This window comes from Rhizobium sp. RU33A (assembly GCF_900156055.1).
In the GTDB taxonomy this organism is placed as follows: domain Bacteria; phylum Pseudomonadota; class Alphaproteobacteria; order Rhizobiales; family Rhizobiaceae; genus Allorhizobium.
Genome location: NZ_FTMQ01000002.1, coordinates 986,417 through 1,009,592 on the forward strand (window position 1 = coordinate 986,417; position 23,176 = coordinate 1,009,592).

Sequence of the window (23,176 nt, forward strand, 5' to 3'; positions counted from 1 at the left end):
ATGTGTGGAGCCGAGGTGCTGGCGCCGCTTTATGCCGAAGGCATGGAGCGGGCCGCTGCCGGCACCCGGCGGATCAGTTCTTCAACGCCGTCTGTTCCTGCGGTGCGACCACCGCTCCTGGACGAATGCGCTGCAGGCCGCTGACGACAATGCGGTCTCCGGCTTCCAGGCCGGTTTCGACGACGCGCTGACCATCGACCGCAGCCCCCAGTTGGATCTGCCGATAGCTGACCGTGTTGTCGGTTGCGACGACGAAGACGAATTTCTTGTCCTGGTCGGTGCCCACGGCACGTTCGCTGATCGTCAGGCGCTCCTGTGCTTCTGCCTGGCCCAGCCGGATTCGGGCGAACTGGCCGGGGATGAGGCGACCGCCGGGGTTGTCGAAAACGGTGCGAACGCGGATCGTTCCTGTCGATGCGTCGATCTCGTTGTTGATCAGCTGCAGCCGCCCTGGGATGGGTGCTGCATCGGCGCTTGCGTCTACTTCCACCGGGATCTGCTCCAGGAGCAGGCCTGCATCATTGGCCGGCAGCGTCGAGAGCACTTCGCGTAGATGGTCTTCATCGATGGTGAAGCTTGCATAGATCGGATCGACCGAGACGAGGGTGACGAGCGACGGAGACGAGGGGCCGGCAGCGACGAGGTTGCCGACCGTGACGTCGAGGGTGCCGATGCGGCCTGCAATCGGAGCCCGGATTTCGGTATAGGCAAGATCGAGCTCGGCGAGTTTCAAGGCTGCCTTTGCAGACTGGAGTTCCGCCTCGGTCGAGGCTTTTGTACTCTTTCGCTGTGCGACTTCGCTCTCGGAAATCGTGTTGCGGGCAAGCAGAGCCGTGCCGCGATCGAGTTCGGTCGTCGCGAGGGTCAGTCTCGCTTCGGCCGATGCGACGGCACCGCGAGCGCGGTCAACGACGGCGCGGTAGGGCTCGGGGTCAATCGTGAACAGGAGATCGCCCTGATTGACGAGCCCGCCTTCGCGGAAGTGCACCGCCTGGATGGCGCCGGCGACGCGGGACCGGAGTTCGACCCTGTCTACCGCCTCGAAGCGTCCGGAGACTTCGCGCCAAATATGCACCGGATGGGGTTGGACTGTGGTCACTGTCACCGGCACGGCTGGCGGTGCCGCTGCAACCTCGGTCGAGGCCGCCTGGGCGTCCCAGGAGGGTTCAAAATACAATACGGCGCCGGTTATGGCCAAAGCCGTTGCCATCGCAGAACCCCACAGGGCTGCGCTCCTGATCCTTGCGGTCATGATCGTCTCCTTCGGTTCGCCTTGAACCGCTATATGTTGGGAGCGGGCTTGAGGCCCGCCGTCAGACTGGCAGTTCTCCGAGGAACTGCGAGAATTCGGTCGAGAAGTGCGAATGCCATTCGCCATCCTTGCCGTCATAAATTCCGGTCCAGCCGAGATTGTCGGCTAAGGACCGGGTTTTTACGGGCACGCCTGCAGTTCGCAGCCGTTCCGCATAGTCGAGGCTTTCGTCGCGCAGCGGATCGTCATCCGATGTCACGACAAGTGCCGGCGCCACACCCGCCAGCCGTGAGCAGAGACACGGTGCGGCGTAAGGATGCTGGCCGTAGCAGGCGAGGGCCAGGTAGTGACCCCAACCGTCCGCCCAACGTTCCCGCAGGCCGATATCGTCCGCCCGGCGAAACGACACCGTCACCATGCGGGGATCCAGCATGGGAGACAGGAGAACCTGCCCCGCGAGCTCGCCCGGCATGGCGTCACGCGCCTTGAGCGCCAGGCTCGCGGCCACGTTTCCACCGGCTTCGTCTCCGGCGACCAGCACCGGAGAGCGGAGGTTCGCAAAACGCTTCCGTTTGGCGAACAGATATTTCAAGGCTTCGAACCCGCGCTCCAGGGTTCCGGGAAACCTGTTTTGCGATGGTCCCCCACAATCGGCCTCGACCACCAGTGCTCCAGCCGCCGCCATGGCCAGGGCGGCAGGGGCATCGGTCGATCGCGCCGGGGCCGACCCGAAGGCGTGACCAGACAGGTAGAGGACCAGCGGTCGGGGCTTGCCGTTGCCGCATCCCTCGTAGATGCGGAACGGTAGGGGAAACCGCGTCTCTGCGTCCTCGGCCTTTTGCCAAATCCTGGTCATGGACCTGCTCGCCGCTTCTGGAAATTGCTTTCGTTCATAACCTATTTATAGTATTGTCCTGTCATTGCGCACAAGGCATCCATTTCTGAGAGCTCTGTTCCGATCTGCGGAATAATGAGCCTCTTTTATAAGGCGTACCGAATTCATGGATCAGCTATCGGCCATGCGCGTCTTCACCAGAGTGGTCGAGACCGGCAATTTCTCGAAGGCGGCAACGTCTCTGAAAATGCCCAAGACCACGGTCACGACCGCTGTCCAGGCGCTGGAAGCGCATCTGGCGACGAAGCTACTCAATCGGACGACCCGTCGGGTGGTGGTAACGACCGATGGTGCGCTCTACTATGAACGGGCCGCGCGGATCCTCTCCGAATTGGACGAACTCGACGGCAGCCTCTCCAGCTCCCAGGCGCAGCCATCCGGAAAGGTGCGCGTTGCCTTGTCCGGGGCCTTCGCGGACCGCATCATCATGCCGGCGCTGTGTGATTTCCACACGCGCTACCCGAAAATCCAGCTGGAGTTCGACATCGGCGACCGGATCGTCGACTACGTTGCCGAGAATATCGACTGTGCGCTGAGGGCAGGGACGCCGACCGATCAATCGCTCGTCGCACGCAAGGTGGCGGATCTCGAATTGCGGACCTATGCTGCACCCATCTACCTCGAACGTATGGGCATTCCCCGTCATCCGCGGGATCTAGACAACGAACATTTCGGCGTCGGATACATGAAGGCGTATGAGGGGCGTGTTTTTCCGCTGGAATTCCGGCGGGGAGAAGAGAAGGTCGAGGTCAGGCTCGACTACGTGATTTCGGTCAACGAGTTCCGGAGTTACATGGCCGCAGCTGTCGCGGGAATCGGTGTGGCCCAGGCAATCGCCTTTACCGTTCGCGACTATGTTGATCGCGGCGAGCTGATCGAGATTTTGCCCGATTGGCAGCGTGATCCAATACCCTTGTACATCGTCTATCCGCAGACGCGACATTTGAGCAACAAAGTACGTGTGTTCGTCGACTGGTTGGCGACGAAACTGCAGAAAGCCCAGAACGAAGAGGCGCAGGCGCATTTGGGCCAGTTGGCAGGGGGGGCTCGGTCGGTCAAGCTCCAAACGGACCCGCGCTCTGCAAACGGATAATGTCGGCAATAGGCGACTGGCCGAACTCTCGACGGTACTCGCGGCTGAATTGGGCAGCACTTTCGTAACCGACATCATAGGCTGATGATGCTGCGTCAAGTCCGGACACAATCATCAGGCGGCGCGCTTCGTTGAGTTGCAGACGCTTGCGATATTGCACGGGGCTCACGCCGGTTACTTCTTTGAAATGCCGATGAAACGTCGACACGCCCATGTGAGCGATATCGGCGAGGTCATTGATGGATTGACGTTCGCGGAAGTGCTGCTTGAGCCAGTCGAGCGCCCGGACGATCCGGCTTGAGGCTCCCTCCATCGAAGCCAGGGTAACGAGCCGTTGACCGACGGGGCTCATGATCAAACGATAGATTATCTCTCGTTGTATCGGCTGCGCAAAGAGGCCGATTTCGTCCGGTCGCTCCGTCAACCGGCACAAGCGGGACAATGCTTCGAGGAGATCAGGGGTTACAGCTGAGCTGGCGATCCCGAGAAGCGGAGCCTCACCACGCGTCTCGTGCGGGATCTCGGATATCAAGGCGCGAACAACGCTGAGATCTATCTTCAGCAAGATTCCGAGATAGGGCTCGCCCACACTGGCCTGCGTGACCCAAGCTGCCACTGGAAGATCAATTGACGTGAGGAGGAAGTGCGTGCTGCCGTAGTCGTAGGTGTTGCCGCCAAGCACAACGCGCTTCCGGCCTGAAATGACGAGAGACAGGCTGGCTTGCATCATGCCGATATGAGGGGGCGTCGGTGATGTGTGACGGTGGAACGTAAGTCCAGGCACCTGCGTCGAGGTCGCGCCCTCGTTCGCTGCCCAGCGGTTGAAACCATTCACAAGAGACTGTCGCAAATGCTCGATCATCTTAAACAATACCAAAGCCGCTGCGCAGGGCTGTTTTGAAGAGAGGATCCTTGGCTAGGCCAGCCGCTCTCATTGGGCAATCAGAAACTCGCCGACGAGAGAGGATTGTGCAATCATACGATTGAAACGTGCTACTGCCTTTAGGTCGCATCCGAATAGTTTTCCGAACGGCGCGCAACTCCTGCCGCGCCGAAGGAGAGATGAGATGCGCTACAACATGTTGGGACGAACGGGCTTGCTCGTGTCTGAATTGAGCCTCGGCACGATGACCTTTGGGGTCAGCCAATGGGGTGGTCTCGGCGGGGTTGACCAGACTGGCGCTAACCAGATTCTTCAATGCGGTTTGGATGCCGGTGTGAACCTGCTCGACACAGCAGACATATATTCGAACGGCCAGTCAGAGGAAATCACCGGTGCGGCACTTCGCAACCTCGGAGTGCGACGGCACGACGTCTTGATCTCTACCAAGACATTTGGGCAAGCAGGTGAGGGGCAGAACGACCGTGGAGCGTCACGAGCGCATATCCTGGATAGCCTTCACGCCAGTCTGAAGCGTATGCAACTCGATTATGTCGATCTGTATCAATTGCATGGCTTCGATCCACTGACCCCTGTGGACGAAAGCTTGCGCGCGCTCGACCATCTCGTCCGGCAAGGTGCCGTGCGCTACATTGGCGTTTCCAATTGGGCTGCGTGGCAGATCGCGCAGGCCATGGGAGTGACGGAGCGCCTTGGGCTTGCTCCACTCTCAAGCGTGCAGGCCTACTATTCGCTTGCAGGACGAGAAATCGAGCACGAAATCGCCCCCCTTGTTTCAGCCGCCGGGTTGGGCCTCGTCTGTTGGAGCCCATTGGCAGGCGGCATGCTGAGTGGCAAATTCGATCGCAACTCCGAAGGTGACAAGCAAGCTCGTCGAACGACGCTGTCCTTCCCACCCGTCGATAGCGACCGGGCCTACCACGTGATCGACGAGCTGCGCAGCATAGCGGATACACATGGCGCATCGCCGGCACAGATAGCCTTGGCCTGGTTGCTGCACCGAAAGTCTGTTTCAACGGTGCTTCTAGGCGCGAAGCGGGTCGAGCAACTGCAAGATAATCTCGGTGCGACGAAGGTCGAGCTGGAGCCGTCTGATCTTGATCGACTGGACGCGGTGAGCAATCTCGCCGCGATCTATCCACAATGGATGCAGCAGATTTTCGACGGCGGACGGAGTGAGCAAATCGCCTCGTTGGGTCAGCGCAACCGTCGCTGACGTAGCCTCTGACAGCTCCAGAGGGAAGGCTGGTGGGCAACCAGCCTTCCGGCAAGAATTGTAGCGTCAGCTGGTTGTCGGACTATTGTCGGCGTCATCTTAGCGCTGCACGCAGCCTGGGCGCGGCGAAATCCAGGAAAGCGCGAAGCTTGAGTGGAAGCACGGCGTTTGGCAGGTACAGCAACTGCACAGGTGACGCCGGAAGCTCAAACTGTTCCAGGACAGGCTCCAGCAGTCCTTGCTCAACCATGCTTTTGGCTTGATAGGACATGACCCGTGTCAGCCCCAGACCAGAAACCGCTGCGTCAACCGCAGCCTCGGCGGTATTGACTGACAAGCGGCGATTGATTTCTACCGAAAGGCTCTTCTTCCCATCCCGGAACAGCCACGCATTCGATGATCGTACGCCTTCGAATGCAATGCATTGATGGGCATTGAGGTCGGCCGGCCTGATGGGTGCGGGATGTTTGGTCAGATACTCTGGGCTGGCGTAGACGGTGTATCGCACAAGCCCGAGACGGAGCGCCATCAAGCTGGAATCCGCGAGCTCACCGATACGCAAAGCGGCGTCGATATGATCCTCCGCCAAATTGTTGTTCCGATCGTTGAGGGTCAATCTCAAATTGATCTCGGGAAAGGCCTTCAGAAAATCGATGGCCACGGGGAGCACGTGCAGTCGACCAAAGACGATTGGAGCGGTGATGTTCAGATCGCCTTTGGGGGTAAGATATTCGCCTGAAACCTGTCGCTCAGCCTCTTCGACACGCTCCAGAATATCCTGAGCCGCGCTGAAGTACTGCCGCCCCGCATCCGTCAGCGCAACGTTGCGGTTCGTTCTCGTAAGCAGGGCCACACCAAGCAGCTTCTCGAGGTCGGAAATCTTGCGACTGACAGTGGGCAACGGCGCGTGAAGAGCTCTGGCCGCAGCCGACAGACTGCCTGTCTCGACGACTTTGATGAAGACTCGCATTGCGTCGATACGATCCATGCTTCCTTCCAGAAATTGAGAGGTTGTCTATCGAGAACTCTGTCTACTCCAATTTTGTGGAAGGCAATAGGGTGGTGCTCAGCTTGAAGCAATTGTTGAAACCAGGAGTTCTGAGATGAAGCTTTACCATCTTCCCCTTTCGGGTCACGCCCACCGGGCTGTCCTCTTCCTCTCGCTGCTTGGTCAGAAGGCCGAGCTCATCGAAGTGGACCTTGCCAACGGAGAGCACCGCACCCCGGAATACCTGAAGCTGAACCCGTTCGGCCAGGTACCCGTGCTCGATGACCACGGGTTTGTCGTGAATGATTCCAACGCGATCCTCGTCTATCTCGCGACGAAGCTCGGTCGCAAAGACTGGTTGCCGGACGATCTGGAAACTGTGGCCAGGATACAGAAGTGGCTTTCGGTGGCCGCCGGAGAGATTGCTTATGGTCCCTGTGCCGCAAGATTGATCACCGTATTCGGCGCCGATTTCCGGGCCGAGGAGGTTATCGCGCGCGCCCACCGCATATTGACGTTGATCGAGCAGGAGCTGGAGCAGCATTTGTTCATGATCGCGAACACGCCGACAATCGCCGACGTGGCTCTCTACAGCTACATCGTCGGGGCGCCGGAAGGAAATGTGGACCTGATGCCTTATGAAAATGTTCGCCGGTGGCTGGCTCGCATCGAGGCGCTCCCCGGTTTTGTCGAATTTCCCAAGACTGTCGCAGGCCTGAGAGCCTGAAGACCACGGGCTGGTGGTACGACCGACATATTCACGGAGGTGACAATGTCAGAAGATGCGGAACGTGTCGCTTCGCCGTGGCATGAAGGCGAACTTGAATTGCAGCGGAGCCTCGGGGTCGTCGATCAGATGGACGGAATCGGTCGCAGAGTTTTGCGGCCCTTCCTGCTAGACCAGCATCGTGAGTTCTTTCCCCTTCTGCCTTTTATCGCGATCGGTGTTGTCGATCCTGATGGCCTGCCTTGGGCAACCATCCGCGCCGGGCGACCAGGCTTCCTGCATTCTCCCGATCCGCTGTTGCTTGCAATCGAGGCAGGACGCGACTGGGCCGATCCTGCCGAACGTGGGATGGAAAACGGCGACCCCATTGGTCTGGTGGGGGTCGACCTCGTCACCCGGCGCCGGAATCGTCTGAACGGTACTGTTCAACGCCAGAGCGACGGACGCTTCGAGGTTGGTGTCGTTCAGAGTTTCGGCAACTGTCCGCGCTACATCCAGAGCCGTCATTTCGAATTCGTTCGCGATCCGGCGGGAAACACGCCCACACCAGCGATCATCTCCGATGAACTGAACGAAGAGGCGTGTGCGCTCATCGCAAACGCGGACACATTCTTCGTCGCATCCTTTGCAGATCAGGGTGGGCAGGGGCGCCAGGTGGATGTATCGCATCGGGGCGGTCGGCCCGGTTTCGTGCGCATCGATGCAGATGGAGCGCTGACCGTACCGGACTTCAACGGTAACCTGTTTTTCAACACCCTCGGCAACTTTGTCGTCAACCCGCGCGCTGGTCTGTTGTTCGTTGATCACCACACCGGCGGCATGCTGCAGATCAGTGGCAAGGTCGAAATCATCATGGATCCCTCTGAAATTGCGGGGTTCGAGGGTGCAGAGCGCTTTTGGCGGGTCTTTCCGGAAAAGGTCGTGTGGCGGCGCGATGCGTTGCCGCTGCGCTGGACTGTCGCAGAAGACGGATTTTCACCCGATAGTCTGATCACGGGGACCTGGACCGAAGCGGAGCAGCGTATGGAGGCTGCCCGAACAGCCAAGGCCTGGAGGCGCCTGAGGGTCGACAAGGTTGTTGTCGAAAGCGAGACGATAAGGTCGATCCATCTCAGCCCCGCAGACGGAAAGGCACTGATCCGGCACAAGGCCGGCCAGCACCTTCCAATCCGGATTGCCGACCAGGAAAGCTTTGTTCGGCGCAGCTACACGATATCAAGCTCACCCTCGGAAGAGTTCTATCGTCTGAGTGTCAAACGAGAGGGCAAGGGATCACAGCTGCTGCACAGCGTGAAGCCCGGAGACGAGATCGAGGCACTTGCGCCTGGAGGCAGGTTTTGCATCGATCCGATGGAGCATGACCGACCCGCTGTTCTGCTGGCTGCCGGCATTGGCGTCACGCCGATGCTGTCCATGCTGCACCATGTCGTGAACGTAGGTGACCACACTGGCTACCGCAGACCGATATGGCTTTTCCGGTCTTCTCGGACATCGGCCGAGCGTGCTTTCGACCAGGAGATGGCGGCCTTGGTTGAGCGCGGTGAAGGCAGTGTTCGACAAGTCCGCGTCTTGAGCGCGCCGGATGTGCAGGATGAGGGGAAGTATGATGCTGTCGGACGCATTGATGTCAGTCTGCTGAAGGCGCATCTGCCGTTCGACGACTACGATTTCTATCTCTGTGGTCCGCCAGCCTTCATGCAGTCTTTGTACGCCGGGCTGCGCGCTTTGCAGGTAAACGATGATCGCATCCATGCCGAAACATTCGGTCCAGCCGCACTGCGGCGCGATCAGGTGAACGGCAAACCCGCCAGACGGCCGGGTCCGGCTCCCGCAACGGAGGTCACAAAGGTCGAGTTTGCGCGATCTGCCAGGGAGGCCTCTTGGAGCCCGGGAAGCGGAACCCTGCTGGACCTTGCAGAACAAAACGGGCTTTCACCATCCTACAGCTGTCGCGCCGGCAACTGCGGCGAGTGCAAGGTCAAAGTCATCAGGGGTGACGTGAGTTATCTCTTCGAGCCGAGTTATCGGGTCGAGGAAGGCGAAGCCCTCATCTGCTGCTCGGTTCCTTCAGAGGGTGGTAACCTGCAGATCGATGTCTAGAGCAGTTCCAGCAAAAGTGCGAAGCGGCTTTGCGTCTGGAATTGCATGAGAACAAAGAGATGGAGCATTGAAGCCTCAAAGGCTGAAGCCAGCGCGCCCAATGGGTTCGGATCCTTCCTGCTGGGCGCGCTGGTTCATTCATTTGTTCGACTTAAGGAGGCGCATCGGTTTGCACGAGGGCGACGGGAGGATCGCGCAGCTCCGTCAAATCTGCTCAGGCTTGCGACCCCAGGCGTTTTTATGCGCACTGATGAATTCTGCAGCCGAGGTAGGGGGTTGTCCCGTCAGATCGAACACGCCATCGCTAAGCCGGTCCTCACTGCCTTCGCTTATTCGGGCATCCATTTCAGCGAGGATTTTGGCATAGGCTGCGTTGAGCCCACCCCTTGCATACCGGTCAGCCAGTTCGGATGTCGTCAGGTTGACATGCTTGATTTTCCGATCGATCGCATTGCTGATCTTTTCCGCAAAATCCGCATAGGAAAGTGCTTCCGGGCCGGTCAAAATAAAGTCCCGGTTCCACGACGTTTCTGCCAGGAGTGCGCTGACCGCCGCCTTCGCAATGTCAGCCGCATCGATAAAACCGACCCGACCTGCACCGGTTGCGGAGTAGATTGCATCCTCGTTCAGTATCGTCTTGAGATGCTGCTGTTCCGAAAAATTCTGCATGAACCAAGTGGGCCGCAACACCGTCCATTCCGGAACCTCATCGCGCAAATAGGCGTGGATCTGCCCCATCATCGGCCCGCCCGCTTCAAGCGAAGATGCGCTGAGCAGGACGAACCGCTGGACGCCACGCTTTCGCGCGATTTCGAGAATGGGAGGAACGATCGTGCCGTGGTCGCTGTTGTTGGTGGGCGCAACAATATAGACGGAAGTTACGCCGTCGAAGGCTGCGTCTGCTGAACGAGGATCTTGCCAGTCGAAGGCGACATCACCGCCCTCGGTGGGTGAGCGAGTGGCAATTCTTGTTCGTACGCCTCTGGTCAGGAGGTCCTGACCGACGAGCCTTCCCGTCTTTCCCTTGCCGCCAATGACGAGGATCTGCGTTGACATGATCAAGTCCTCTCAATGCGTGTCAGCCGAAGGCGCGCGCTCGATTGCAGAGAGAGCGATCAGCGGGTTCCAGTAGTCTCGATAACGGGCAATTCGACCGTCTTTGAGCTCGAGGATTGACACATAATCCTGATCATAGCGGGCACCAGTCTCGGGCGAGTGACCCTTGCAGCTGAACTCGATGGCGGCCATGTCGCCCCTTGCCGAAATGAACGCTTGATGGAGCGTCATTGACTCAATCGAAATGAGTTTCGACACTGTCGGAAGATACTCCGCGAGTGCCGTTCGCCCTTCCAGACGCTCAGTGAAGCCGGGCGGATGATAGGGGAATTCGAACACGACGTCCTCCGCACACATGTCAAGAAGCGTTTTCGCATCTGGTGCCAAGGCATCTCCCAGAGCTTGCCGCAACAAGGCCGATAGACTGGGAAACTGATCGATAGAATCTGACATTCTGCTTTACTCCTTTTCGATGGAACGATACCGTTCCGACGAATATGGGATAAAATGAATGGAACGCAAGCGTATCGACGAAAAAAGTAAACGGCGTCCGAGCGGCGCGGCCGTGATGCGTGACGAAGTAACGGGTTCTCTCCTCAGCGCCTTTCTCGAGGAATGGGCCGTTCATGGCTATGCCGCACTCAGCTTGGAACGCGTCGCCGCGCGTGCGGGAGCCGGTAAAGCCGCCATCTATCGCAGGTGGCCCTCCAAAGTTGCGATTGCGGGCGAAGCGGTGCAGAAGTTCGGGATGGTGCTGACCGATGTCGCCGACTACGGGACACTCAGGGACGACTTGCAAGCATACCTGCTTATGTTGAGGCGTGCCCTGCGCCATCGCCTCGTGCGCAAGATACTTCCAGATCTTTATGCTGAGGCATCTCGTGGCTCGGAGCTCCTGCCCCTGTTGAAGGATCTGTCCGTATCGCGTCGGCGCGGCGGAATGAGCCTGATCGACCGGGCCATTGGCCGCGGCGAACTACCCGTCGGGATCGACCGAGACCTCGCGATGGATATGATACCGGCATCTCTGTATTGGGGCATGATCGTTACACGACGTCGCATTACACGAGTACAAATTCAGCGGCAGGTCGATGGGCTGGTGGCCGGCCTTCAAGCCATTTAGACCGCCATCCCCTTTGGCGCTTACGATTCAGTCCTCCATCGGCTGAAAGCCGGAGCAGGTGCCGTACAGGCTGGCGTCAATCCGACCTGGAAGATGAAGCCGGAATTGAATCATGCGCTGTTGGTTTCAGGCCTGCAAAATCCGTGCGCCAAGGCAATCAAGCGACGAAATCGACCAAAAATCAGAACCGATCTTCAAAACTCCATGCTCTCGCAATCTTCGGCCATAGCTTGCGACCCACTACAAACTGGCTTCATTCGGTCCTTTGTAAGTCTGAGCTGAGCATCATGAGAGCTACTCAAGTTCGCGCACGATGGCTTAACGAATTGCGTCAGCGGCCCGGCTTACAACAGGATCCGTTGAGCCGAGATTTTACGTAATCGGAGCTTAAGTCACCATGAACTTGACGGCTAGATTTCGGCCAAGAGCCACATCGTCAGGATGTCGAACGGCAAATCATAATTGGTCAGCGACCGTGCGCGCCCGAGCCTGCAGGGTGATGCGGGCAAGCACTGAACGAGCCGTATGCCAAGCATCCATGAGGGGTGAGGATCCTGATGACAGTCATGACCGATCTGACCGGCATCATGCAGGCTTCCGTTTTGCCACGACGATTTTTTGTCTTCTGCTCGCGGCGGGGCAGGGACGTTCGAACGAGGAGATGCCGATGACCTATCCTGAAACCAAAGAGGTCGAAGTCATCGATGAGTACTTCGGTACTGCCATTGCTGACCCCTATCGTTGGCTGGAAAACGATATCAAAGAGGATAGAGCAGTCGCCCAGTGGGTTGAAGCACAGAACACAGCATCTAGTCGCCCTATCGCGAGCCTCCCTGGTCGGGATGCATTCCGCGACCGTCTGGCGGCGTTGTTTAATCATGAGCAATTGACGAGTCCGTTCAAACGGGGAGGGGACTACTTCTTCACCCGGAGGCGGGGGCTCGACGAGCAACCTGTCCTGGTCATTCGAGACGGGGAGAACGGTGCTGAGCGAACCATTCTGGATCCCAACCAGTGGTCCGAAGATGGGACAAAAGCGCTAGCCGTCTGGGCTCCCTCCGAAGACGGAAAGCTTGTGGCCTATGCAATCCAGGAGAACGGTTCGGATTGGCGTACCATTCGTGTTCTTGATGTGCAAAGCGGCACAGTTCTCGCCGATGAGATTGCCTGGGCCCGTTTTACCCTGATTGCCTGGGCGGCTGATGGTTCCGGCTTCTTTTATTCTGGCAGCCCGGAGCCAGACGACAGTGGTCGATCTGACGCGCAAGTGGTCAACCATGCCGTCTACTTCCATCGGCTTGGCACACGGCAGTCCGACGATCGCCTCGTCCATTCTCCTGCGGCCGAAAATCCGCTTCTCCATGCTGTCGATATCACGGCGGATGGACGATTTTTGGCCATCTATTCAACCGCACTCATGGGAGGAAGCGCACTCTCCGTGGTGGACCTGTCTGTTTCTGAGTGGCAGGTGCGGCCCGTGATCGAGCGCTTCGACCATTTGTCCACGTTAGTTGGCAATGTCGGTACGAAACTTTATATTCTGACGACTGATGGAGCCGAACGAGGAAAGATCGTTACCGTAGATCTCGCCGCGCCGAAGCTGGTCTTCACCGATCTCATTGAGGAGAAATCTGGTGCATATTTGCGCCTTGCCTCTCTGGTCGGCGATAAACTTCTCTTGTCATACATGGTGGACGCAAGAATTGAAGTCGAGCGTTATGACCTGGATGGAAAGGCGGCTGGCGCTGTAAACTTGCCAGAAGCCGGCAGCGCGGGAACGTTCAGTGGCCGCCCAGGTGACAACGAAGCGTTCTTTACGTTTACCAATTACGTCACTCCCAAGACCGTTTACCGCTATGATGTCAACGCCAACGAAGCTACCTTGTGGGCTGGGCCGGATGGTTTCGTTGGTGCTGATCGTTCGCCAGGCGATATTGAAGTAGAGCAGCGCTTCTACACCGCCAAGGATGGTGCTCTCATCCCAATTTCGATCATTCGACGCGCCGGAGCCGAAGCTGCTGCGCCAACGATGCTCACCGCCTACGGGGGCTTCGGCATTCCGCTGCTGCCGGCTTACTCGCCACAAGCGGTCGCTTGGGTTCAAGAGGGCGGCGTCTATGCCGTGGCCAACATTCGCGGTGGGGGCGAATACGGAAAGGCCTGGCATGAGGCCGGCAAAGGTCAGTCGAAGACGACTGTTTTCGATGATTTCATCGCTGCTGCCGAATTCTTGAAGCGTGAAGGCATTAGCAGTGAGGGCGGGCTTGCCATTCACGGCGAGTCGCACGGGGGCATGCTCGTCGGCGCAGTCGTCAATCAGCGTCCCGACTTGTTCGACGTCGCGCTCCCTGGCGTCGGCGTTATGGATATGTTGCGCTTTGATCGCTTCACCGCAGGGAAACTGTGGGTCTCTGAATTCGGAGAACCGTCGATGGAGGACAGCTTCAACTACCTCCGGTCTTACTCACCGCTTCACAATATCAAGACTGGAGATGATTATCCGGCCATCCTCGTCACGACGGCAGACACCGACGACCGAGTGGTTCCAGCGCATTCATTGAAATACGTGGCAACGCTTCAAGCTGCAGAAGTCGGACCGCGACCACAGCTGCTCAGGGTGGAACGAAACGCCGGCCATGGTGATGGCACGCCAACTCAGAAGATCATCGACGAATATGCCGACAGATGGTCCTTTGCTGCGCATTGGACTGGACTCCGGTAAACGTCGATGAAGCGGTGTCACTCCTCTGAGGTCTTGTCGTTGTGCACCCTCACGGTCCAATTCAGGGGCCTTATGTCGCGGTGGTGCCGAGCGAGAGCATGGGTGTCGTTGTACTCACCAACGAGAACTACCCAGGCGAAGTTCGCGTTAAAGCCGCCATGGAACTTATCGAAGCATTGGCAGCAGACGGACGACGAGGTTTGGAGGCTGGCAGCGTGGGAAGCCGGCCTCCGCCTGAATTCGGCTAGACCACCCAAACAATCATTTCGAGTATGCATCGCTCCTGATCTTGGTGAATTACCGCTGTAGGCAAGGCGCATTTTGCCGATTTTGCGACCGCTCCATGTTGCTGCAATCTTCGACCGTATCGTCAGCTTCGACGTCAGACCTCGCAATCCTAGAGTTCGAGACGTCGAACAACTGAGGTATACAAATGTTCTTTCAACCACTCCTACGAAGCACTCACGCAATGAAGAGCGTCCTCATGGTAACCCTTATGGGGTTGTCTACGGCAGGATGTGTCTCAGACAGCGGATCTATGGAAAACGCGTACAGAGCCAATCTCGCCAGCGAAACTGCTCTCAACGCCCAGATCATAAGCGACCGAGCCCGGGATCAGCGCTGCCGGCGTGATCCAAGCCGTCGCGAATGCGGCCCTCGCTACTAGCACTGAGTTGGGATCACCGGCGGACTTGTTGCGCGAAGTCGGTTGGTGATCCCGGTTTCACGATGACCTTAATTGTCGAGTTGACGGTCGCGCCGGCGCTCGTTTGGGGGTGGCGCTTTGCAGGGCGCCCACGCATGGGTGGCGCCAACTCTCTATCCCCAAACAAGATGCGCCTTCGTCGCTTGCGAGCCTTTTCGACAGGAGCCGCGATGCATAAATGGAAAACACTGAGCCGGCCGACTTGGGCAGAACTGGGTGTCGGCATTGCATGCTTTCAGTTCATTCTCGTTCTGGTGGCGCTTGCCGTTGGCGGCCTGGCGCCCGGCGATCCTGTATGGCAGGGCGTGATCGGTTCATATGGCGGAGGGGTGGCAGGCCTCGGCGGATTTGCAGTCGCCTATCTGATGCGCTGCCGCGCATTGTCAGCATATGGCATGACATCGGGCAGCCTGCATTGGTTTGTGATCGCCGCGGCTTTGGCAGTTTTTGGCTACGCTGTAAGCCTGATCATTCTCCATGGCTTCGGAGAGTTGTCCGGCAGCAGCGGCAACGATCCTCAGGCGATACTTCATGCCGCAGCGCGGGGCGGCGTCATACCCTTCGTGCTCTCGTTTGTTGGCGGCGCCGTACTGACCCCTTTGGGAGAGGAGCTCCTGTTTCGAGGTGTCATCGCGAATGCCCTCAACCGTTATGGCGCGTGGGCAGGCGTCGGCCTGAGTTCGGTGATCTTTGGCATTGCCCATGGTGTGGGAGTAATCCTGCCCATCGCGATTTTCATGGGCTTGATGTGCGGCATGATATTCCGAATGTCAGGTTCCGTTTGGCCGTGCGTGGTTCTTCATGCCATCTACAATGGCTTGCACAGTGTCGGCTCAGCGCTCTCTGGCTAGTTCCAAATGCCTCAATTGACGTTATGTTTTACCTGCGCAGCTTCGCAGATCGGCCAAACGGCTCTGCGGTCGCCTTCACACTTCCGGCAATTGAACGCGGATCAGAGCGCCCCCTTTCGAGCCCTCGCGGACTCGTATCCGGCCTCTGTGCCGAGAGACTATCTCTTTCACGAGGTTCAGGCCCAGACCGCTACCTGTCTGTCGAGGACGCAATCGATGAAATGGTTCAAATACGCTCTCCCGCTCGTCAGGGGGGATCCCTGGACCATCATCTTCCACCTCGAAGTCAGGTCCGTCGACCCTGACGGTAACAGATCGACCCCCATGATCGATGGCGTTCTGGACCAAGTTCATGATCACGCGCTCAAGTGCTCCCCGATCGCCGAAACACGCTCCACTCCGCGCCACCTGAACCTCGATTGTTCCGCCTTTAGAGATCACAAGCGGAGCAAGTTCGCCGACCACATTTCTGACAAGGGATGAAAGGTCGAGCTTTTTGAAATGTCTGTCGTCTTGGAGCCGCTCAAGGTCGAGGAGTTGCTCGGTCAGGGTTGCCAGCCGGTATACATCTTGGCCGAGTTCCTGAACTGGCTGATGTGTCGAGCTCTCGATCTTGCTTTGCAGGATGGCAATCGGTGTACGCAATTCATGCGACGCTGAAGCGATGAAGCGCCGCTGGCGCTCATACCCATCATCGAGCCTGGCGAGCGCCTGGTTTACGGCGCTGATCAAGGGCAGGATTTCTCGCGGTACATTTCGGGTGTTAAGTCTGAGTCCTCGGCTGTTGGTATCAATTTGCTCAGCTTCCTGCGCCACCCGAAGGACACCGCCTAGAGCGCGCTTCACTATCCAGGGCGTCACAATCAACGACGTAAGGAGGAGCATCAGAAAAATTGGAATGGCAAAGGTGTTCGAGGCCATCAAAACCATGAAGCTTAGTTCAGAGAGTGCTCCATGTCCCATAATGGTAAGCTCGCCGATATCGCTTCGTTCCCTGCGAATTACTGCTGCCAGTTCATAGGGAGCGTCACGATCGCGCATTTGAGCATAGGACAGCTCGCTCAGGTGTCCGACAAACGATTGATAAAGTGGTGGGACATTGCCAAGCGACACGGTTTGTCGGTTGCTGTCTTCCGCAACGAACCAGAGTGTTGGCGAACTAGCACGCAATTGCTCTAACTCGGGCGTCATAACGATAGAAAGACGCCCCGCCTCGTCGCGTGCAATTGCTTGAGCGATCACCGACGTGATTTGTTGGTCAGCATAAGGACCACCACTATCAAGTCGTATCGCGACAGAAACAAGGATCGCGAAAGCTATGTATAAGGTTATGAAGTGAAACGTCAGCGGGTAGATAATCAGTGCTCGCTTGAGAGAGCTATGTTTCATCAGGCGGCTTCCCGGAGCAGGTAGCCAACCCCTCTAATCGCGTGAATCTCTATCCCAGCGCCGGAGTCTTTGAGCCGTCGGCGCAGCCGGGATATGTGAGAGTCCAGTGTGTTAGACTGTATCTCGTCATCGAAAGCGAAGACAGCCTGTTCGAGCGATTCCCGCAGTACCGTTCTGCCGCGACGTTTCATGAGGGCTGCTAGAACCCGTAGTTCGCGACGAGGTAGATCGATGCGAGCACCGTTCACCTCGACTTCCTCATTGGACAGGTCATAGATGACGGTTCCCGCTCTAATCTGCTCGCCCTGTAACTGGGCAGGGCGGCGCCGAACTGCCCTTATGCGTGCCAAGAGTTCGTCGACAGAAAACGGCTTGACCAAATAGTCATCGGCACCTTCGTCAAGTCCCACTACACGGTCTTGGACAGCACTGCGTGCGCTGAGGATGATAATGTGAACTCCGGGATTGCGAGCGCGCAGATGGGGCACGAGGCTCAGCCCTTCTCCATCCGGCAATGTGCGATCCAGAAGGACCAGATCGAACTCTCCGATTGCTGCAGCTTCCGTTGCTGCCCCCAGATTGTCTGCTTGATCGACAATAAACCGCTCGCGGCGCATGACTGAAGCCAGTGCATCTGCGAGCCGAACCTCGTCTTCAACGAGAAGTACTCTCATTCTAACCTCCATGGACCGTCGGCGGTATCATGCTCGGGAAGGCGATTCTTCAGCCAACAAGCCGTAACAGAGAGCTTTTGGAAATCACTTTCCCGGGCCGTCATGATGGTCCTTGTTGCGCATTGTGAGTTGCATGGTCCTGCCAACAGGGTCTGGCCAAACTTGGGCCACCTCGCGCGTTTCCGAGAATTGAACGCGGATGAAAACGGCGACCAACGCCACCCTTCAGCCAGCAAAACATGGGAGAGCGGTACGGGCGCTTTAGCGACGATTCGTAGCGATATGAAGACGGCCGCCGGACTAGGATTGGCGGGAAATGTCCGCGTGCGTCGGGCAACAGTCCGGTCGCTTAGGTTTCAGAATGCAAGTCGTCATGAGTTTTCACAAAGTGACTTATGGTCTCCACCACTTCTGGAACCAATGGCACATCCCCACTGAGATAAGTTGCGATGTTGGCGTTTCGATCATCTGAGGTCACTCGCTTCAGGACATGGTTGGTATCCGTAAGGGTGACCAATATGGAATTTGGCGCAGCTTTGTGCAGCCGTTCGGCATCCGCGACCGATACCTGAAGGTCACGTTGACCCTGGACGATAAGGACTGGCTTGTTGATCTTGCTCGCCAAGTCTGCAGGGTCTAGCGAGAATGCGCTGATCAGGAATCCTTGCACGTCGGCGCTGAAAAGTGGAGCAAGTTCGGGGGCAATCTTTGCCGCATCAACGCGACGCCCTGCCGATAACTCGTCTATCGCATGATCAGCCGCGTCCATAAGTGGTGCGATGGCTGGATTGGCGCGCAGCTGCTCCTTGAGGATGTCTCCGAGAGGTCGGCCCGGGGTCGCGACGAGGATCAAGCCGGAGACATTCTCCAGTACGGTGGCGGCTGCCAATGCCACCAAGCCGCCCTCGCTATGCCCCAGAAGCCAGACACGCTCAATTCCAGTTTGAAAGCGAATGACTTCAATCCAGGCCGCTGTATCTCGAACATAATCGTCGATTGTCACCGAGTTGGGATCGCCCACGGCAGCCTGGCTCCCGAACATACCCCGTTTGTCGATACGGACACTGCCAATTCCGTGCCCGGCCAGGCCTTCGGCCAGCAATCGGTAGGGTGCCGCACGCACCCCTTGCGGATTGTTGCCGTCCCGATCCGTCGGACCGGAACCAGGTATCATCAGTACTGTCGGCGCCTCATTCGTGGGACGCACCATCGTTCCGCGTAGCGGGCCATCGGGGCCTGGTGCCTTCACCTCTGCCTGGGTGCCAAGGACAATGCCTGCCCCGATCGTTGCAGATACCATCTACTCTCTCCCTGCAATCAATGCTCCCTGTCATTGTTGCCGATCTGACATGGCATTTCGATGGTGCCATGACCAATCAAGGCGTCGCCGCGGTTCCTGTCTCGCATGTAGCAACACTACAGGTAGCCTGCGCTCGTTCAGCAAAAAGCGAAGATAATGCCTGCGACGCGACAATCGCTCGCGGAAAGCCGGCGGGCACAGTGATCATGTAGACGACTTCCTTCAACTCATCTTCCGTCACGCCGATGTTCAGCGCGTACCGAGCGTGCACTGTCATCAGCTCAGTCATGCCCATGGCGGCGAACGTGGCCACTGCTGCCAGCTGTCTCGTACGATCATCGAGACCTGGCCGCGACCATACATCACCGAGCGCATAGGCCTCGGTCGCCTCCGCTAGAAACGGAAACTCTCTCCGCATGTTTTCCAGGTTGTTCTGCGGTACGCCGTTGTTAAGCTTGCTCACGACGGCCGCCCCTTTGGCGCGACGCTCCTCGACAGTGTCGGCAAGGGCTGGATGCGTCGTAGCAAGGACCGTGAAAGTTCCAAATGCTGCAAGGGACAAACAGATCACGTCAGACATTTCAGTTCTCCAATCAGTTTCATTTGATGTGGTTTGCAGGCTCAAGTGCCTGCCTGGGCGGCATCCTGAGAAGAGCGTGGAAGAAGCTCTCTTCGCGGGTCTTGGGCGTTATTGGCGGCGCAAGATCATTCCAGCGTGATGAAGTGTGTTCTCGTCGACAAAAACTCCATCGGCGGTGAACCCGGTATCGTCCCAGTAATCGATGTGGTTTCCGGTGACGACATAACGGCCTTGATAAGCACTTTGGCGACTGCCGCGGGCCTCGTCGTACCGGCCATTTGGTAGGAGTTCGTGGCGGATGCGACCATCGTCCGTCACCCACATCCCGACATAAGGGTGGTTCTGTTGTTGGGGGGAGGTCGAATGGGCCGACATGTTTTCCTCAGCTTTTGTGTTTTGGGCCAGTGCACCTGAAACGGCTGCACTGGCGATGATGATAGGGACGATAACCGAGACAAAATTCCTCATGACATAGCCTCCGCTTGGTGGGTCTCGCCGTGCTTTCCACGCCTGCTCAAAATGTGGTCCGGGTCGGTCGGACCACCATTTCGTTCACTTCAACATCCTCGGGCTGTTCAATCGCGAAGCGTACGGCGCGGCCGATCGCATCTGGTGTGAGCGCAATGGCGCGATACGACTTCATCGCTTCAGCCGCCACCGGGTCGGTTATGGTGTTTGCAAGCTCGCTTTCCACGACCCCCGGATGGATGCAGGTTACGCGCAGCTTTTCGTTTTCCTGGCGAAGCCCATCGGAAATTGCCCGAACAGCGAATTTCGTCGCGCAATACACCGCCGCGGTCGGCGATACTGATAGCGCGCCGATAGAAGCAATGTTGATGATATGTCCAGAGCCGCGTGCGTTCATCTCCGGAAGCACGGCAGCTATGCCGTAGAGTACGCCCTTGATGTTCACGTCCACCATTCTGTCCCACTCGTCGACCTTGAGCGACGACATGAGCGACAGAGGCATGACGCCAGCGTTGTTCACCAGCACATCGATGCGGCCGAATTCCCGGCGCGCTTCATCTGCAAAAGCAACAATATTCGCACGATTGGTCACATCGACCCTGCAGGTCTTGACCTTGCCGCCGGCCCACAGAATTTCTTTGGCGACGTCCTCAAGGCGGTCGGTGCGACGCGCACCGAGCACGACGGTCGCGCCTGCCCTGGCAAGTTCGCGGGCAATCCCGACGCCGATGCCACTGGAGGCGCCGGTGATGAGAACAACCTTGTCCATGACTTTTCTCCCTCGCTGTTGAGTGTTGAAAATGAGAATAGACTTGGCGCATTGTCGCGATAAGCCGCTTTCTGTTTAACTCAGAGGGAAGAGGAACTAACCAATGCCACCAGACCTGAACGCGCTTGCTGTCTTCGCCCTCGTTGCCGAAGAGCGCAGTTTTCGTGCCGCAGCAGATCGGATGGGCGTTACGCGTTCAGCTGTCAGTCAAACGATCCGCAAACTGGAAGAGACGCTTGGTATTGCGCTTGTAAATCGCACGACCCGTAGCGTCGCGCTGACTGAAGCGGGCGAGAGACTATATGCCGAGGCCGCGCCGGCCTTGGCTGAGGTGCAAGGCGCGCTGGACGGTGCGGCGAACCTAAGCTCTACTCCGCGGGGACGGCTTAATCTTGCGGTCTCATCGATCGCCGAAAGTTTTCTGTCCGGCCCGCGCCTCGCGACCTTCCTGGATCGGAATCCGGAGGTGAAATTGCACATTACCGTTACCGACGATGAGTTCGACATCGTTGCGCGGGGGTATGATGCCGGTGTGAGGCTGGGGGAGGTGATCGCCCAGGATATGATCGCAGTGCCGGTCTCGGGTGAGCAACGTCAACTGGCTGTGGCATCGCCCGCCTATCTTGAGCGTCACGGCATCCCACAGCACCCAAATGAGCTTGCAGGCCTCCGTTGCATCGGTTGGCGTCGGTCGGCGAATGTTGCGCCTTATCGGTGGGAGTTCTCGGAAAACGGGCGGGAGTTTTCGGTAGCGGTGGTGGATACGTTCACGACAACCGATATGGCGCTGATGATAAAGCTCGCAGTGGCCGGTGCTGGCATCAGCTTTGGTATGGAAGATAGCTTTAAGCCAGCAATTACACGTGGTGAACTCGTACCGGTGCTCGAAGATTTCTCCCCACGTTTTCCTGGGTTCTACCTGTATTACCCTAGCCGACGCAATATGGCACCGAAGCTCAGGGCTCTCGTGGAGCACCTGCGTGGCCCTCGCTAGGGGATGGCCCAGATCAGTGATCTGAGAGCAACGGGGCGCCGATACCTGCCTACTTAACGGTGCGGGTGCCCCAGTTGCAGGACATTGCAATATTTACAACTGGGTTCAGCAAACTCAGATTAACGCGTTGCAATATTGTGCTTCCGAGGTTTGGCGGAAGAAAAGGAACGAGGTCAGCCCCGAGTTGCATCGCCTCGGCACTCTGCCGAGCGCTTTTTTTCGCCGAGGATGCCGGCTCGCCCGAGGCGCGCCTCAGCACGAGGGCTGTGAATAGACTATCTAGCCAGAATTGGCCTAATATTGCTTGTCCAGAAGCGCATCAATTGCGCGGTCACAGACGGGACGGCTGTAGAAATAGCCCTGCCCGTGTTCGCATCCCGCCAGACGCAAGAAGCGCGCCTGCTCGATGGTCTCAACGCCCTCCGCCACGACCTGAAGCTTGAAACTTCTCGCCAGGCTCAAGATGGCCGTGACAATGGCACAGTCTTGTTCGCCGTCTGGCGTGTTCGTGATAAACGATCTATCGATTTTCAGACGGGAGAACGGGAGCTTTTTCAGCATATTCAAGCAGGAGTAACCGGTTCCGAAATCGTCAATTGCGAAAGTGACTCCCATCTCGGTCAGCTCTTTCATCACGCCCGCGGCCGAACCGATATCACGCATGACCGAACTTTCGGTAATCTCGATTTCAAGGAGCGACGGGTCCAAACCACTCTCGTTCAGTGCAGTTTTCACGTGATCAATCACACCTGCGTTCTGAAACTGCTTCGGCGACATGTTGACGCTCACCGGAATGCGGGGGTGACCATTCGTGCTCCATTTTTTGGCTTGGTGACAGGCTTTCCTGAGGACTGCTTCACCCAGCTCGACGATAACGCCGGTTTCTTCCGCAAGAGAGATGAACTCGGATGGAGGCAACATACCTTCCAGCGGATGATTCCATCTGACGAGCGCTTCGACGCCTGAGAAAAGGCCAGTTTTCAGTTCTATTTGTGGCTGAAAATGAAGCACAAATTCATCGTTTTGGATCGCCTTGCGTAGTTCTTCGGCGCGAAGGAACTTCTGCCGTGCGCTATCGAGGAGTTCCTGCGAAAAGGTTTCGACGGCGTTTCGACCGTTTTCTTTGGCTTTATACATCGCAAGATCGGCGGCCTTGAAGAGGTCGGACGCAACAAGGCCGTGCCATGGGTAGTAGGCGACGCCAATGCTACAACTGACCGTGAAATCCATGCCTTGTATAATGACAGGTTGCGCGACTGCCGCTCTGATGCGCTGAAGTCGTTCGTCAAAGCTCTCATTGTTTTCGTGCAACACAAGAACAAACTCATCGCCGCCGATCCGAGCGACAATGTCATGCCCTGTGGCGAGGCGG

General features: G+C 57.7%; 21 protein-coding genes. 8 read left to right on the forward strand and 13 right to left on the reverse strand.

The genetic code is table 11. The annotated features are described in order from the left end of the window. Positions 1-73: 73 nt before the first annotated feature. Positions 74-1,252 (reverse strand): efflux RND transporter periplasmic adaptor subunit, encoded by a 1,179-nt coding sequence (locus BW978_RS10655; protein WP_076394794.1) that lies wholly within the window; start codon positions 1,250-1,252, stop codon positions 74-76. Between the two features lie 61 nt (positions 1,253-1,313). Continuing rightward, positions 1,314-2,108 (reverse strand): alpha/beta hydrolase fold domain-containing protein, encoded by a 795-nt coding sequence (locus tag BW978_RS10660; protein ID WP_083697554.1) that lies wholly within the window; start codon positions 2,106-2,108, stop codon positions 1,314-1,316. A 145-nt stretch (positions 2,109-2,253) separates the two neighbouring features. Between BW978_RS10660 and BW978_RS10665 the strand changes: the two genes are divergently transcribed. Further along, positions 2,254-3,240, forward strand: coding sequence for a LysR family transcriptional regulator (locus BW978_RS10665; RefSeq protein ID WP_244551926.1), 987 nt, complete (start codon positions 2,254-2,256; stop codon positions 3,238-3,240). Here the strand turns inward: BW978_RS10665 and BW978_RS10670 are convergent. Continuing rightward, complete coding sequence (locus BW978_RS10670; protein WP_076394990.1) at positions 3,203-4,102, reverse strand: AraC family transcriptional regulator; 900 nt, start codon at positions 4,100-4,102, stop codon at positions 3,203-3,205. The two genes, BW978_RS10665 and BW978_RS10670, sit on opposite strands and share 38 nt — an antisense overlap. Before the next feature lie 205 nt (positions 4,103-4,307). On the opposite strand from BW978_RS10670, the gene BW978_RS10675 reads away from it, so the two are divergent. Continuing rightward, on the forward strand, positions 4,308-5,357 hold the full coding sequence (locus BW978_RS10675) for an aldo/keto reductase (RefSeq protein WP_076394796.1): 1,050 nt from the start codon (positions 4,308-4,310) through the stop codon (positions 5,355-5,357). A gap of 94 nt (positions 5,358-5,451) precedes the next feature. Here BW978_RS10675 and BW978_RS10680 read toward each other — a convergent pair whose 3' ends face one another. Next, positions 5,452-6,345, reverse strand: a complete 894-nt coding sequence (locus tag BW978_RS10680) for a LysR family transcriptional regulator (RefSeq protein WP_076394798.1) — start codon at positions 6,343-6,345, stop codon at positions 5,452-5,454. Positions 6,346-6,460: 115 nt separating this feature from the next. On the opposite strand from BW978_RS10680, the gene BW978_RS10685 reads away from it, so the two are divergent. Beyond that, positions 6,461-7,072, forward strand: a complete 612-nt coding sequence (locus tag BW978_RS10685; RefSeq protein WP_076394800.1) for a glutathione S-transferase family protein — start codon at positions 6,461-6,463, stop codon at positions 7,070-7,072. A 45-nt stretch (positions 7,073-7,117) separates the two neighbouring features. Then, a complete protein-coding gene (locus tag BW978_RS10690; RefSeq protein ID WP_076394802.1) occupies positions 7,118-9,172 on the forward strand; it encodes a 2Fe-2S iron-sulfur cluster-binding protein in 2,055 nt (684 codons plus the stop codon). 204 nt (positions 9,173-9,376) lie between these two features. Here the strand turns inward: BW978_RS10690 and BW978_RS10695 are convergent, their stop codons facing one another. Further along, positions 9,377-10,228 (reverse strand): NmrA family NAD(P)-binding protein, encoded by an 852-nt coding sequence (locus BW978_RS10695; protein ID WP_076394804.1) that lies wholly within the window; start codon positions 10,226-10,228, stop codon positions 9,377-9,379. A 12-nt stretch (positions 10,229-10,240) separates the two neighbouring features. Next, the gene (locus BW978_RS10700) at positions 10,241-10,681 is read right to left on the reverse strand and encodes a nuclear transport factor 2 family protein (protein WP_076394806.1); all 441 of its coding nucleotides are present in this window, start codon (positions 10,679-10,681) and stop codon (positions 10,241-10,243) included. Between the two features lie 58 nt (positions 10,682-10,739). On the opposite strand from BW978_RS10700, the gene BW978_RS10705 reads away from it, so the two are divergent. The 3 genes from BW978_RS10705 (at position 10,740) to BW978_RS10720 (ending at position 15,630) form a co-directional block, all read left to right on the forward strand. Beyond that, on the forward strand, positions 10,740-11,351 hold the full coding sequence (locus tag BW978_RS10705; protein ID WP_076394808.1) for a TetR-like C-terminal domain-containing protein: 612 nt from the start codon (positions 10,740-10,742) through the stop codon (positions 11,349-11,351). A gap of 667 nt (positions 11,352-12,018) precedes the next feature. Next, entirely contained in the window at positions 12,019-14,073 is a 2,055-nt protein-coding gene (locus tag BW978_RS10710; RefSeq protein ID WP_076394992.1) for a prolyl oligopeptidase family serine peptidase, read from the forward strand. 876 nt (positions 14,074-14,949) lie between these two features. After that, positions 14,950-15,630, forward strand: coding sequence for a type II CAAX endopeptidase family protein (locus BW978_RS10720; protein ID WP_076394812.1), 681 nt, complete (start codon positions 14,950-14,952; stop codon positions 15,628-15,630). A 75-nt stretch (positions 15,631-15,705) separates the two neighbouring features. Here BW978_RS10720 and BW978_RS10725 read toward each other — a convergent pair whose 3' ends face one another. The 6 genes from BW978_RS10725 to BW978_RS10750 all read right to left on the reverse strand — a co-directional run bounded on the left by BW978_RS10725 (position 15,706) and on the right by BW978_RS10750 (position 20,810). Further along, positions 15,706-17,019, reverse strand: a complete 1,314-nt coding sequence (locus BW978_RS10725; protein WP_083697556.1) for a sensor histidine kinase — start codon at positions 17,017-17,019, stop codon at positions 15,706-15,708. Beyond that, on the reverse strand, positions 17,019-17,693 hold the full coding sequence (locus tag BW978_RS10730) for a response regulator transcription factor (protein ID WP_076394816.1): 675 nt from the start codon (positions 17,691-17,693) through the stop codon (positions 17,019-17,021). Before BW978_RS10730 ends, BW978_RS10725 begins: the two co-directional genes overlap by 1 nt. A 349-nt stretch (positions 17,694-18,042) precedes the next feature. Beyond that, positions 18,043-18,993: an alpha/beta hydrolase gene (locus BW978_RS10735; protein WP_076394818.1), complete on the reverse strand. Its 951-nt coding sequence runs from the start codon at positions 18,991-18,993 to the stop codon at positions 18,043-18,045. Between the two features lie 76 nt (positions 18,994-19,069). After that, positions 19,070-19,573: a carboxymuconolactone decarboxylase family protein gene (locus BW978_RS10740; protein WP_076394820.1), complete on the reverse strand. Its 504-nt coding sequence runs from the start codon at positions 19,571-19,573 to the stop codon at positions 19,070-19,072. 108 nt (positions 19,574-19,681) lie between these two features. Further along, on the reverse strand, positions 19,682-20,041 hold the full coding sequence (locus tag BW978_RS10745) for an Atu4866 domain-containing protein (protein ID WP_076394822.1): 360 nt from the start codon (positions 20,039-20,041) through the stop codon (positions 19,682-19,684). Positions 20,042-20,087: 46 nt separating this feature from the next. Further along, on the reverse strand, positions 20,088-20,810 hold the full coding sequence (locus BW978_RS10750; RefSeq protein WP_076394824.1) for an SDR family oxidoreductase: 723 nt from the start codon (positions 20,808-20,810) through the stop codon (positions 20,088-20,090). A gap of 103 nt (positions 20,811-20,913) precedes the next feature. On the opposite strand from BW978_RS10750, the gene BW978_RS10755 reads away from it, so the two are divergent. Further along, positions 20,914-21,804 carry a LysR family transcriptional regulator gene (locus tag BW978_RS10755; RefSeq protein WP_076394826.1) on the forward strand — a complete coding sequence of 297 codons (891 nt, stop codon included), beginning with the start codon at positions 20,914-20,916 and terminating at the stop codon, positions 21,802-21,804. 294 nt (positions 21,805-22,098) lie between these two features. On the opposite strand, the gene BW978_RS10760 is transcribed toward BW978_RS10755, so the two are convergent. Continuing rightward, the coding region (locus tag BW978_RS10760) for a putative bifunctional diguanylate cyclase/phosphodiesterase (RefSeq protein WP_139330424.1) at positions 22,099-23,176 on the reverse strand (1,078 nt) is incomplete at its 5' end.

Bases quoted from the DNA above. Each gene is read 5' to 3' on its own strand.
- BW978_RS10655 (WP_076394794.1), bottom strand. From the start codon at position 1,252: ATGACCGCAAGGATCAGGAGCGCAGCCCTGTGGGGTTCTGCGATGGCA.
- BW978_RS10660 (WP_083697554.1), bottom strand. From the start codon at position 2,108: ATGACCAGGATTTGGCAAAAGGCCGAGGACGCAGAGACGCGGTTTCCC.
- BW978_RS10665 (WP_244551926.1), top strand. From the start codon at position 2,254: ATGGATCAGCTATCGGCCATGCGCGTCTTCACCAGAGTGGTCGAGACC.
- BW978_RS10670 (WP_076394990.1), bottom strand. From the start codon at position 4,102: ATGATCGAGCATTTGCGACAGTCTCTTGTGAATGGTTTCAACCGCTGG.
- BW978_RS10675 (WP_076394796.1), top strand. From the start codon at position 4,308: ATGCGCTACAACATGTTGGGACGAACGGGCTTGCTCGTGTCTGAATTG.
- BW978_RS10680 (WP_076394798.1), bottom strand. From the start codon at position 6,345: ATGGATCGTATCGACGCAATGCGAGTCTTCATCAAAGTCGTCGAGACA.
- BW978_RS10685 (WP_076394800.1), top strand. From the start codon at position 6,461: ATGAAGCTTTACCATCTTCCCCTTTCGGGTCACGCCCACCGGGCTGTC.
- BW978_RS10690 (WP_076394802.1), top strand. From the start codon at position 7,118: ATGTCAGAAGATGCGGAACGTGTCGCTTCGCCGTGGCATGAAGGCGAA.
- BW978_RS10695 (WP_076394804.1), bottom strand. From the start codon at position 10,228: ATGTCAACGCAGATCCTCGTCATTGGCGGCAAGGGAAAGACGGGAAGG.
- BW978_RS10700 (WP_076394806.1), bottom strand. From the start codon at position 10,681: ATGTCAGATTCTATCGATCAGTTTCCCAGTCTATCGGCCTTGTTGCGG.
- BW978_RS10705 (WP_076394808.1), top strand. From the start codon at position 10,740: ATGGAACGCAAGCGTATCGACGAAAAAAGTAAACGGCGTCCGAGCGGC.
- BW978_RS10710 (WP_076394992.1), top strand. From the start codon at position 12,019: ATGACCTATCCTGAAACCAAAGAGGTCGAAGTCATCGATGAGTACTTC.
- BW978_RS10720 (WP_076394812.1), top strand. From the start codon at position 14,950: ATGCATAAATGGAAAACACTGAGCCGGCCGACTTGGGCAGAACTGGGT.
- BW978_RS10725 (WP_083697556.1), bottom strand. From the start codon at position 17,019: ATGAAACATAGCTCTCTCAAGCGAGCACTGATTATCTACCCGCTGACG.
- BW978_RS10730 (WP_076394816.1), bottom strand. From the start codon at position 17,693: ATGAGAGTACTTCTCGTTGAAGACGAGGTTCGGCTCGCAGATGCACTG.
- BW978_RS10735 (WP_076394818.1), bottom strand. From the start codon at position 18,993: ATGGTATCTGCAACGATCGGGGCAGGCATTGTCCTTGGCACCCAGGCA.
- BW978_RS10740 (WP_076394820.1), bottom strand. From the start codon at position 19,573: ATGTCTGACGTGATCTGTTTGTCCCTTGCAGCATTTGGAACTTTCACG.
- BW978_RS10745 (WP_076394822.1), bottom strand. From the start codon at position 20,041: ATGAGGAATTTTGTCTCGGTTATCGTCCCTATCATCATCGCCAGTGCA.
- BW978_RS10750 (WP_076394824.1), bottom strand. From the start codon at position 20,810: ATGGACAAGGTTGTTCTCATCACCGGCGCCTCCAGTGGCATCGGCGTC.
- BW978_RS10755 (WP_076394826.1), top strand. From the start codon at position 20,914: ATGCCACCAGACCTGAACGCGCTTGCTGTCTTCGCCCTCGTTGCCGAA.